Below are 12667 nucleotides of genomic sequence, written 5' to 3' on the forward strand. Positions count from 1 at the left end.
ATGCTCACCCGTCTGCGAGAAATAGTCGAGAAGGTTGCCAGTGCCCCGCGCCTCAATGAGGCGCTGGATATTTTGGTTACAGACATCTGCCTTGCGATGGATACCGAGGTATGCTCGGTTTATCTCGCAGATCATGACAGGCGCTGCTTTTATCTGATGGCAACACGTGGCCTTAAAAAGCCACGTGGTCGCACCATTACACTCGCATTTGATGAAGGCATTGTCGGACTGGTTGGGCGTCTTGCAGAGCCGATAAACCTTGCGGATGCGCAGAAGCACCCAAGTTTTAAATATGTTCCTGCAGTAAAAGAAGAACGTTTTCGCGCCTTCCTGGGTGTTCCTATCATCCAGCGTCGCCAGTTGCTGGGTGTGTTGGTAGTACAACAACGGGAGCACCGGCAATATGATGAAAGCGAGGAGTCTTTCCTCGTCACGCTCGCCACACAAATGGCGGCAATCCTCTCTCAATCACAGCTAGCTGCCTTATTTGGTCAATATCGCCAAACGCGTATTCGTGCGTTGCCTGCATCTCCAGGTGTGGCGATTGCCGAAGGTTGGATGGATTCAACACTTCCGTTAATGGAGCAAGTGTCTGAGGCATCTACACTCGATACGACACTTGAGCGTGAACGTCTAACTGCTGCTCTTGAAGAGGCTTCTAACGAATTTCGTCGCTATAGCAAACGCTTTGCAGCGGGGGCTCAGAAAGAAACTGCGGCCATCTTTGACCTCTATTCTCATCTTCTTACCGATGCCCGACTTCGTCGTGAACTATTCGAAGAGGTGGATAAAGGGTCGGTGGCAGAATGGGCAGTTAAAACCGTCATCGAAAAATTTGCGGAGCAATTCGCAAGCCTCAGCGACAGCTACCTAAAAGAACGAGCGGGCGATCTCCGCACGCTCGGTCAACGTCTGCTATTCCATCTTGATGACAACATTCAGAGCCCAAATACATGGCCTGAACGCTTTGTGCTGGTGGCTGATGAGCTATCTGCAACCACGCTCGCTGAGTTGCCGCAAAACCGCCTGGTTGGTGTTGTTGTGCGCGATGGTGCTGCGAACTCGCATGCTGCAATCATGGTGCGGGCGTTGGGTATTCCAACCGTCATGGGGGCTGATATTCAGCCTTCAGTGCTGCATCGCCGCACGTTAGTTGTCGATGGCTACCGCGGTGAACTGCTGGTTGATCCTGAAACCGTGCTGTTGCAGGAATACCAGCGGCTCATCACTGAAGAAAACGAACTCACCCGCCTGGTTGAAGGCGACGTTGATCAGCCAGCGGCATTGAAAAGCGGCGAACGCGTTCAGGTAATGTTGAATGCGGGTCTTAGCCCGGAACATGAACAACTGCTTGGCAGCCGGATTGATGGTATCGGGCTTTATCGCACCGAAATCCCCTTCATGCTGCAAAGCGGCTTCCCATCGGAAGAAGAGCAGGTCGCCCAGTATCAGGGCATGTTGCAGATGTTTAACGAAAAGCCGGTCACGCTGCGTACGCTTGATGTCGGTGCCGATAAACAACTGCCGTATATGCCAATTAGTGAAGAAAACCCGTGTCTGGGCTGGCGAGGTATTCGTATCACGCTTGACCAACCCGAGATTTTCCTCGTGCAGGTGCGGGCCATGCTGCGTGCTAACGCTGCCACTGGCAACCTGAGCATTCTGCTACCGATGATCACTAGCATCGACGAGATTGATGAGGCACGCCGCCTGATTGATCGAGCCGGGCGTGAAGTAGAAGAAGTACTGGGTTATGAGCTACCTAAGCCGCGTATTGGCGTGATGGTTGAAGTCCCTTCGATGGTATTTATGATGGGGCACCTTGCCAGTCGGGTTGATTTTATCTCTGTGGGCACCAACGACCTGACGCAATACTTGCTGGCCGTCGATCGCAATAACACTCGCGTTGCAAGCCTGTATGACAGCCTTCACCCGGCAATGATCCGTGCGTTGAGCCACATTGCGAAAGAGGCGGAACGTAACGGTATTGACCTATGTTTATGTGGTGAAATGGCGGGTGACCCGATGTGCGTGGCTCTGTTGGTTGGTATGGGTTATCGCCATTTGTCGATGAACGGCCGCTCGGTGGCTCGCGTCAAATATCTGTTGCGTCACATTAGCCTGGAAGAGACACAGCAGCTTGCGCAGCGTAGCCTGGAGGCTCAATTATCGACAGAAGTGCGCCACCAGGTAGCTTCCTTCATGGAACGCCGGGGTATGGGCGGGTTGATTCGCGGCGGGCGCTAATTTCTGGCCCATCAGGCTATTTTATTTGTATTTTGAACCCGGGCAGTGTTCACAATCCTCACGTACTACATGTACGCTCTGGTTGTGGCGCGCTGTCCGTGTCCAAAATGCCTGCAACAATAACGCCTACTGGAATAGGTACTAAGCCGGCGGACTGTTCACCCTCCCCATCTGGCATTACATATCTTTTACAACTTCACCAGCTTAACGGACTTAACCCTTGAGCCCTTTGTGCTATGATCCGCTGCTTTCGGAGCGCATCCGCACAGATGCGTACTTGCAACCCATCGTCGACTTTCGGTGGGGTAACAATGGTTTGTGGTGACAGATGAATAGTGGCTATCTGCATTTCCCTGAATTTGACCCGGTGATTTTTTCCGTCGGGCCAGTCTCTTTGCACTGGTACGGAGTGATGTACCTGGTTGGTTTCGTGTTTGCTATGTGGCTTGCAGGTCGTCGCGCCAATAAGCCAGGTAGCGGTTGGACGAAAGACGAAGTCGAAAACCTGCTTTATGCTGGCTTCCTTGGGGTATTCCTCGGCGGACGCCTTGGTTATGTTTTCTTCTACAACCTGCCATCCTTCCTTGCTGACCCACTGTACCTGTTTAAAGTCTGGGATGGCGGTATGTCCTTCCATGGCGGACTGGTTGGTGTTATCTGCGTGATGATTTGGTTTGCGCGCCGTACTCGCCGCTCATTCTTCCAGGTTGCTGATTTTATTGCACCATTGATCCCATTTGGTTTGGGCGCAGGCCGCTTGGGCAACTTCATCAATGGTGAACTGTGGGGCCGTGTTGATCCTAACTTCCAGTGGGCGATGCTGTTCCCGGGCTCCCGCAGTGAAGATATTGGCCTGCTGGCGACTCACCCTGAATGGCAGTCGCTGTTTAATACCTACGGTGTCTTACCACGTCATCCTTCTCAGCTTTACGAGATGGTTTTGGAAGGTATCGTGCTGTTCATCATTCTTAACATCTTCATCCGTAAACCGCGCCCAATGGGGGCTGTATCCGGCCTATTCCTGATTGGCTATGGTGCTTTCCGCATTATCGTTGAATTCTTCCGCCAGCCGGATGCGCAGTTTACCGGTGCGTGGGTGCAGTACATCAGCATGGGGCAAATCCTCTCGATTCCGATGATTGTCGCCGGTGTGGTAATGATGGTTTGGGCGTATCGTCGTCGTCCGCAGCAACAGCTTTCGTGAGGAAACATGCAACAGTATCTTGATTTGATGAAACATGTGCTGGAAAACGGCACTCCAAAAGATGACCGCACTGGCACCGGTACGCTGTCGATTTTCGGTCATCAGATGCGCTTCAATTTACAAGATGGTTTCCCGCTGGTTACCACTAAACGCTGCCATCTACGCTCCATTATTCATGAACTGTTATGGTTCCTGAAAGGTGACACTAACGTTGCTTATCTGCATGAAAATAACGTCTCTATCTGGGATGAATGGGCAGATGAAAATGGCGACCTTGGCCCAGTGTATGGCAAGCAGTGGCGCTCTTGGGCAACGCCAGATGGCCGCCATATTGACCAGTTAACAACCGTGATTAACCAGCTTAAAAATGACCCGGACTCGCGCCGTATTATCGTTTCGGCGTGGAATGTGGGTGAGCTGGATAAAATGGCCCTGGCTCCATGCCATGCGTTCTTCCAGTTCTATGTGGCTGACGGAAAACTTTCCTGCCAACTCTACCAGCGCTCATGCGACATCTTCCTTGGTCTGCCATTTAATATCGCCAGCTATGCGTTACTGGTGCATATGATGGCGCAGCAGTGCGACCTGGAAGTGGGGGACTTTGTCTGGACCGGTGGTGATACCCACTTGTACAGCAACCACCTCGAACAAACTCGTTTGCAGCTAACGCGTGAGCCACGTGCCCTGCCAAAACTGGTGATCAAGCGTAAACCTGAATCACTGTTCGATTACCATTTCGAAGATTTCGAGATCGAAGGCTACGATCCGCACCCTGCGATCAAAGCGCCAGTCGCTATCTGACGACCGACAGCCTGCCATAACCGGTGCCATTTGTGCGCCGGTTTTTTTTGCCTGAATTTCGTCTTTGCGAGCCTCTTTCCAGCACTTTTGCAACCTAATGAAACAGTAAAACTATCCTTCGAGTCACCCCGAAAAATAGTTCTTTGGCTGTGGCGAAGAATTTTTCGGCTGGCACACTGCCGCCATGAAAACAAAACAACAAGGCTTTAGCCTGATAGAAATGATGGTGGTAATGATCATTGTTGCGGTACTTGGCGCAGGTGGTGTGTTTGGCTGGCAACAGTGGCAGCAACAGCAACGGCTGTGGATAACCACCCAACATGTCCGCAATTTGCTTGAACAACTACGAAGTGATGCTAACTGGCATAACCGAGACCATCTGTTAGTCGTGAAGCGAACAGAAAAAATGTGGTGTCTTACTAGTAAGTTGGTGGAGGACAGTGAATGTCATTCTGACAAACGCTGGCGATTGATCCAGCCTTTTACTGATGTTGATATCACTGAGATAACGCCAGGTATGGGGTTTTATGGATTGAGAAATACCGCCTGGCCTGGACATATCATGTTGCAAAGCTTGGCTGGCAAATGGCGGGTTGTTCTATCGGCTCAGGGAAGAGTTCGTGTCTGCGAGGTTATAGGGAGCAACAAATGCAGCTAAATCAGCAGGGATTCACCTTACTGGAAACGCTCATTGCAATGGCATTAAGTAGTATTGTTTTGCTAGGTGCAGGACGGTTATTTCCAGCTCTGCAACAAGCAGTATTGCAGCAATATCAAAAAGAAAGCCTACAAGAGTCACTCTGGCAGTTGGCGTTCAGTTTGGGGAAACAGTTGCAAAGAGCAGGCTACTGTCACGGAAGCTGCCAGGGAGATGGGTTGATACTGCGCAAAGAGGGCGGATGTGTTTTGTTGCAATGGGATAGCAATAGTAATGGGCGCTGGGAGCCCTCCAGCCATGCCGAGACTGAATTGGCAGGCTATCGACTAAACGGTAGCAATCTGGAATTTATGCGCGGAGCTACCAGTTGTGAAGGGAGTGGCTGGGAGAAAGTATCCGATCCAGCAATAATGGCTATACAGAAATTCTCGGTGACCCGCCAGGCTCGTCACTCAATGCCTCCGCTGTTAATAATTGAACTGGAAGCGGCTTTCAAAAAAGGCCAAAACCTGGTGTCTTTGCGCCATACCGTAGTGGGATATAACTTGTGAGTGGGCATCCTGAGCGGGGAAATATTACCCTCGGGTTCGTGCTGCTGTTGTTTGCGCTGGGGTTATTAATGCTAGGTGGATTACAACGACAGTTAAGTCACCAGCGTCACTTAGTCGCCAGCGAAGTGGGTTTTCTTAAGCAATATGCTGCTGCCATTTCTGCTCAAGCCTGGGGAAGTCAGTTAACCTGGCAACCTCAGCAAACCTGGCAGTGCCAGCAAGAAATAGAAAAAGGCTGGAAAGCCTGCGTCTTATTGGTCGAGAGAAATGAGGTGCTGATGGCGGTGCGTGGGACTTATTCAGGGGCGCAATTGCCACTGACACTGTGGCGATGGGGTGTTGTAGATAATTCACATTGGTTATCGACCCCTCATGGCTGGCTGGATTTTTGCCCTTTAGCTGAGGTGCCCAGATGTCAGTTACCACAGTAAAATCGTTAGAGCGCGGATTTAGCCTGATAGAAGTGTTGTGTGCTATGGCACTATTTTCAGTGGTGATGCTGGCTCTGCTGGGGTATTACCGGGTATTACAACAAGGTTTTCAGTCGCAATGGCATTCTCGCCAGCTATGGCGTTTAGCCGTAGAAATGAGCGAGCCTGATGTGCCATTGCCAACAGATGGATGGAAAGTCAGTCGACAGCAGACATCAGCGGCGGGATGTGTCAGCATCGCCGTTACTATTATTAGCCCTGGCGGGCGAACCGGGCAGCTATCGCGGCTACATTGCCCGCAAAAAGAGAAAAGTCAGGAGTAGCGATTCTATGTTGCGTGTTTACCATTCCAACCGGCTGGATGTGCTGGAAGCAATTATGGAATTTATTGTGGAAAGGCAACCGTTGCCGGACCCTTTCCAGCCTGAAGTGGTATTGGTGCAAAGCACCGGTATGGCTCAGTGGCTACAAATGACGTTGGCACAAAAATTTGGTATCGCAGCGAACATTAGCTTCCCGCTTCCAGCCAGTTTCATCTGGGATATGTTTGTCCGTGTGTTACCAGACATTCCTGAGCAAAGTGCTTTCAACAAGCAAAGCATGAGCTGGAAATTGATGACGCTCATCCCCACGATGCTGGAGCAGCCTGAATTTTCACTGCTGAGTCAGTATCTTGAAGAAGATGATAATGGGCGAAAACTCTCCCAGTTAGCCTCAAGAATTGCTGACCTCTATGACCAATATTTAGTTTATCGGCCTTCATGGTTAAGCCTGTGGGAAAAAGGTGAACTCGCAGACAATGTGGGTGAAGCCCAATTGTGGCAGGCCCCGCTGTGGGCTGCGTTGGTACGGCATACGCAAGAACTTGAACAGCCGGAATGGCACCGTGCAAATCTCTATCAACGTTTCATTGATACTCTGGAAAAAAGCAGTGAATGCCCGCCGGGCTTACCAGCGCGTGTATTTATTTGTGGTATTTCGGCATTGCCACCGGTTTACCTTCAGGCGCTACAGGCACTTGGTAAGCACATTGACGTGCATTTGCTGTTTACCAACCCTTGCCGCTACTACTGGGGCGATATTAAAGACCCCGCTTATCTTGCACGTTTGATCAGCCGTCGACGTCGTAGCCACGCGCAGCGAGACATCACGCTGCCACTGTTTAAAGATTGCGACACCGCCTCAGCATTGTTCAACGATGATGGTGAGCAAGATATTGGCAACCCACTACTGGCCTCATGGGGGAAGTTGGGGCGTGATTACACGTACTTGTTAGCTGAATTACAGCGTTTTGAAGAGATTGATGTATTTGTCGATATTGAGCCTGACAACGTGCTGCGCAATGTGCAGTACGATTTGCTGGAGCTGCAAAACAATGCTGTCACCGGATTAACCGAAGAAGAGTTTGAACATAGCCATAAGAAACGCCTTCTTGCCCTTAATGATCAATCAGTGACATTCCATGAATGTCACAGTCCTCAGCGTGAAGTCGAAGTGCTGCACGATCAACTGCTTGCGATGCTGGATGCTGATCCGTCGCTAACACCACGAGACATTATCGTGATGGTGGCCGATATCGATAGCTACAGCCCATTTATCCAGGCAGTATTTGGTAATGCTGTTGGTGAGCGCCGCTTACCCTTTGCTATTTCTGACCGTCGCGCCAGGCAGGCTCACCCGGCTCTGCAGGCGTTTATTTCTCTACTTTCCCTTCCTGATAGCCGTTTCGCAGCACAGGATGTTCTTGCGCTGCTTGAGGTTCCCGCACTGGCTGCTCGCTTCTCAATTAACGAAGAAGGGCTGCGCTATTTGCGCCAATGGGTCAATGAATCTGGGATCCGTTGGGGAATTGACGACGACAATGTGCGTGAATTGGATCTTCCCGCAACCGGGCAGCACACTTGGCGCTTTGGTCTCACGCGTATGCTGTTGGGTTATGCAATGGATAGCCAGGCGGGTGAATGGCAGTCAATTCTCCCTTACGATGAGTCGAGCGGTTTAATTGCTGAACTTGTCGGGCAACTGGCTGAATTATTAATGCAGTTGAACATCTGGCGTAGAGAGCTCTCTGTAGCTCGGCCATTAGCCGAATGGACAACAGTCTGCCGCGACATGTTATCGAGTTTCTTCTTGCCTGATACTGAAACAGAAGGTGCGTTGGCGTTGATTGAACAGCAGTGGCAAGAGATCATTAAATATGGTCTTGAGTCGCGTTACCAGGAGCATATCTCGCTGACGTTATTACGTGACGAGCTGGCCCAGCGCCTCGATCAGGAACGTATCAGTCAACGTTTCCTGGCCGGGCCAATAAACTTCTGTACCCTGATGCCGATGCGTTCCATTCCTTTCAAAGTTGTGTGCTTGCTTGGTATGAATGATGGCGTTTATCCGCGCACGCTGGCGCCACTTGGGTTTGATCTAATGAGCCAGAAGCCGCAACGTGGTGACCGTAGCCGCAGAGACGATGACCGTTACTTATTTCTTGAAGCCCTCAATTCGGCGCAATTACGTTTTTATATCAGCTATATCGGGCGGTCTATTCAGGACAACAGCCAACGCTACCCTTCAGTGCTGGTTGACGAATTATTGGACTACATCGCGCAAAGTCATTGCTTGCCACAGGATACGGAACTCACCTGTGATGAAAGTAGTGAGCTTGTGAAAAAGCATCTGGTCCAGCGGCATTTTCGCACTCCTTTTGAGGCTGGTAATTTTTTGCCAGGAGCGTTAGTACAAAGCTATGCCAACGAATGGCTGCCAGCTGCAAGTGAGCAGGGCCATGCCCAGGTGGCATTTATTCAACCATTACAAGAAGAGAGCCAGGAAGTCATTACGCTCGACCAATTACAGCGTTTCTGGCGTCATCCTGTACGAGCGTTTTTCCAGATGCGTCTGGGTATCCATTTTCGACTTGAAGAGAGCGATTTACCCGATGCCGAGCCGTTCACATTAGATAGTCTGGAGCGTTTCCAGATGAATCAGGAACTGCTCAATACTTTGGTTCAGGAAGGTGACACACAGCAACTATTCCGCCGCTACCGTGCGGCAGGCTCGTTGCCGTATGGAGCTTTCGGTGAGATTTTATGGGAAACCCAGTTAACAGAAATGGCTGAACTGGCGCAAAAAGTGAGAGCCGAACGGCAAAACGGTAACAGCCTGGAGGTCTCGCTAGATTTAGACGGAACAAGGCTTGAAGGTTGGTTGTCGGATGTGCAGGCTGATGGCTTATTACGCTGGCGTCCTTCCATCCTCAATCCGGCACACGGTCTGCAGCTATGGATTGAACATGTTGTCTGGTGTGCATTGGGAGGCGATGGCGAAAGCCGACTGTACGGACGGGATTCAACAGAGTGGAAATTCCCTGCACTTGATGTGACCCAGGCAAAAAGCTATCTCCAGCAACTTATTGATGGTTATCGGAAAGGATTGGTACAACCGCTCTTATTGCTTCCCATGAGTGGTGGAGCATGGATAAAAGCCTGTTATGAACCCGCAAATGATGCCATTTTATGGGATGATCAAACGCAACAGAAAGCCAAAAGTAAACTGTTGGCGGCCTGGGAAGGGAATCAGAGAGTTGAAGGTGAGGGGGCCGATATGTGGTTACAACGCCTATATCGTACGCTTGAGCCTGATTACTACGAGGCGATTATAAGAGAGGCAGAGCGCTACTTACTGCCGCTGTTTCGTTTCAATAAAGCTTAAATGGCTGTATAAAAATTGCACAACCCGGCGGGTTCATCTATGATGCGCTACTTGCTCAGGGTTGGCGAAAAAAGAAACAACTAAAATTGCAGATTGTTTTTAAAAGTTGTTAATGATGAGTGAGTTAGGAAGTTTCGTGATTATGAGGTTCGTGAATGCCTAAATGCAGCACCTGGTTAAAACCGCTTTTCTTGTTGTTAGTTGCCATTTGGGCACCATTAAGTCAGGCAGACACGGGTTGGCAACCTATCCAGGAAACTATCCGCAAAAGTGAGAAAGACAACCGTCAATATCAGGCTATACGTCTTGATAATGGTATGACAGTCCTGCTGGTTTCTGATCCGCAAGCTGTTAAGTCATTGTCTGCGTTGGTTGTTCCTGTTGGATCTTTAGAAGATCCTAACGACCATCTTGGCTTGGCTCACTATCTTGAACATATGACGCTGATGGGCTCTAAAAAATATCCGGAGCCGGATAGCCTGTCAGAGTTTCTCAAAAAGCATGGTGGCAGCCATAACGCCAGTACTGCAACTTACCGCACTGCGTTTTATCTCGAAGTGGAAAACGATGCGCTGGAAGGGGCAGTTGACCGTTTGTCTGATGCTATTGCTGAGCCAAATCTCGCCCCAGAATATGCCGAACGTGAACGTAATGCGGTTAATGCTGAGCTGACCTTAGCTCGCGCCCGTGACGGTATGCGTATGGCGCAAGTTAGTGCTGAAACTATCAACCCTGCACATCCGGGTTCGCGTTTTTCCGGCGGTAACCTTGAAACTCTGCGCGACAAACCAGGCAGTAAGCTGCTGGACGCCCTGGTAGCTTTCCGTGATAAATATTATTCTGCGAACCTAATGAAGGCTGTTATTTACAGTAATAAACCATTGCCGGAACTGGCAAAAATTGCTGTGGAAACCTATGGACGGGTGCCGAATAAAAACATTGAACGGCCAGTTATTAATGTGCCGGTTGTCACGGATGCGCAAAAAGGAGTCGTAATTCATTACGTCCCCGCATTGCCTCGCAAAGTGGTGCGTGTTGAATTCCGTATCGACAATAATAGCGATAAATTCCGCAGCAAAACTGATGAGTTAATTGGCTATTTGATTGGCAACCGTAGCAACAATACACTTTCTGACTGGCTGCAAAAGCAGGGGCTGGCAGATAGCATCCGTGCCGATTCCGACCCGTTAGTTAACGGCAATAGTGGCGTGTTCGCTATCTCTGTATCGTTGACTGATAAAGGTCTCGCGCAGCGTGATGATGTGGTTGCGGCTATTTTCAGTTACTTAAATAAAATGCGTGAGAATGGCGTCGATAAAAGTTATTTCGACGAGCTTGCCCATGTTCTCGATCTCGACTTCCGTTATCCATCAATAACCCGTGATATGGATTACGTAGAATGGTTAGCAGACACCATGTTACGCGTGCCTGTCGAGCACACACTTGATGCTGTCAACATCGCCGATCAATACGATCCAGCGGCTATTAAAGCACGCCTGGATATGATGACGCCGCAAAATGCACGTGTCTGGTATATCAGCCCGAAAGAGCCACATAACAAAACGGCTTATTTTGTAGAAGCGCCTTATCAGGTCGATAAAATCACACCGCAAGTCTTCAATACCTGGCAGGAAAAAGCGGCAGCAATCAAACTGGCATTGCCACAATTGAACCCGTATATCCCGGATGACTTTACGTTAGTTAAACCTGACAAAACCTATGCTCACCCAGAATTACTGGTGAAAGAACCCGGTCTGCGTGTGTTGTATATGCCAAGCCACTATTTTGCCAGCGAACCGAAAGCTGACGTGACGATGGTGCTGCGTAACCCGCAGGCAATGGATAGTGCGAAAAACCAGGTATTGTTTGCCCTGAATGACTACCTGGCAGGCATCGCGTTGGACGAGTTAAGCAACCAGGCTTCGATTGGCGGTATTGGTTTCTCGACTAATGCCAACAGCGGTTTGATGGTTAATGCCAATGGTTACACCCAACGTTTGCCGCAACTTTTTGAAGCGCTGCTAAAAGGCTATTTCTCCTATACACCGACTCAAGAGCAGTTGGATCAGGCAAAGTCATGGTATGCCCAAATGATGGATTCGGCAGACAAAGGCAAAGCTTACGATCAGGCGATTATGCCGGTGCAGATGGTGTCGCAGGTGCCGTATTTCCAGCGTGAGACGCGCCGCGCGTTGCTGCCTGCTCTGACGATAAAAGACGTGCTTGATTACCGGGAAGTTTTAAAAACAGGTGCTAAACCTGAGTTTTTAGTTCTGGGCAATATGTCTGCTGATCAGGCAAAAGAGCTTGCGCATAACGTACAAAGCCAGCTGACTACCAAAGGTAATGAGTGGTGCCGCAATAAAGACGTGCTTGTTGATAGCAAACATTTAGCGATGTTTGAAAAAACAGGAGGCAGCACAGATTCCGCGCTGGCAGCAGTTTATGTACCGAAAGGTTTCGATGAAACGGTCAGTACTGCTTACAGCTCAATGTTGGGGCAAATCATTCAGCCGTGGTTCTACAACCAGTTGCGTACCCAGGAGCAACTGGGCTATGCGGTGTTTGCTTTCCCGATGTCAGTTGGCCGCCAGTGGGGGATTGGTTTCTTACTGCAAAGTAACGATAAGCAACCAGCCTACTTGTACCAGCGTTTTAAAGCGTTTTACCCAACGGCTGAACAGAAGTTGCGTGAGATGAGCGCTGAAGATTTTGCTCAAATGCAGCAGGGGATGATCAGTGAAATTATGCAGGCACCGCAGACCTTGTCACAGGAGGCCTCACAACTGAGCAAAGATTTCGATCGCGGAAACCTGGATTTTGATTCGCGTGATAAAGTAGTCGCCGAAATTAAAAAACTGACGCCGCGAAAACTGGCTGATTTCTTCCATCAGGCAGTGATTGAACCACAGGGAATAGCTGTACTGTCGCAAGTTTCTGGTAGCCACAATGGCAAGTCAGATTATGCCACTCCGAAAGGCTGGAAAACCTGGAAGGAGGTCAGCACTCTGCAGCAATCATTGCCGCGTGTAGACGCTAAGTAATGGCGGCCACGGCACCTGCAACTTGA

General features: G+C 49.9%; 9 protein-coding genes. All 9 read left to right on the forward strand.

Annotated elements, in window-relative coordinates:
• On the forward strand, positions 1–2247 hold the full coding sequence (gene ptsP / locus AC0IXI_RS04345) for a phosphoenolpyruvate--protein phosphotransferase (RefSeq protein WP_471681974.1): 2247 nt from the start codon (positions 1–3) through the stop codon (positions 2245–2247).
• Between the two features lie 328 nt (positions 2248–2575).
• A complete protein-coding gene (gene lgt, locus AC0IXI_RS04350; protein WP_064513429.1) occupies positions 2576–3451 on the forward strand; it encodes a prolipoprotein diacylglyceryl transferase in 876 nt (291 codons plus the stop codon).
• Between the two features lie 6 nt (positions 3452–3457).
• On the forward strand, positions 3458–4252 hold the full coding sequence (gene thyA, locus AC0IXI_RS04355; protein WP_471681975.1) for a thymidylate synthase: 795 nt from the start codon (positions 3458–3460) through the stop codon (positions 4250–4252).
• Between the two features lie 184 nt (positions 4253–4436).
• Entirely contained in the window at positions 4437–4910 is a 474-nt protein-coding gene (locus tag AC0IXI_RS04360; RefSeq protein ID WP_064513425.1) for a prepilin peptidase-dependent protein, read from the forward strand.
• Positions 4901–5461, forward strand: coding sequence for a prepilin peptidase-dependent protein (locus AC0IXI_RS04365; protein WP_134184480.1), 561 nt, complete (start codon positions 4901–4903; stop codon positions 5459–5461). The genes AC0IXI_RS04360 and AC0IXI_RS04365 overlap by 10 nt, the downstream gene beginning before the upstream one ends.
• On the forward strand, positions 5458–5892 hold the full coding sequence (locus tag AC0IXI_RS04370) for a DUF2509 family protein (RefSeq protein ID WP_064513421.1): 435 nt from the start codon (positions 5458–5460) through the stop codon (positions 5890–5892). The genes AC0IXI_RS04365 and AC0IXI_RS04370 overlap by 4 nt, the downstream gene beginning before the upstream one ends.
• The gene (locus AC0IXI_RS04375) at positions 5874–6215 is read left to right on the forward strand and encodes a prepilin-type N-terminal cleavage/methylation domain-containing protein (RefSeq protein WP_064513419.1); all 342 of its coding nucleotides are present in this window, start codon (positions 5874–5876) and stop codon (positions 6213–6215) included. The genes AC0IXI_RS04370 and AC0IXI_RS04375 overlap by 19 nt, the downstream gene beginning before the upstream one ends.
• 7 nt (positions 6216–6222) lie before the next feature.
• Positions 6223–9597, forward strand: coding sequence for an exodeoxyribonuclease V subunit gamma (recC, locus tag AC0IXI_RS04380; RefSeq protein WP_471681976.1), 3375 nt, complete (start codon positions 6223–6225; stop codon positions 9595–9597).
• A 155-nt stretch (positions 9598–9752) separates the two neighbouring features.
• The gene (ptrA, locus tag AC0IXI_RS04385; RefSeq protein ID WP_471681977.1) at positions 9753–12641 is read left to right on the forward strand and encodes a pitrilysin; all 2889 of its coding nucleotides are present in this window, start codon (positions 9753–9755) and stop codon (positions 12639–12641) included.
• The last annotated feature ends 26 nt before the right edge of the window (positions 12642–12667 follow it).

Source organism: Buttiauxella sp. AC038 (assembly GCF_979253565.1).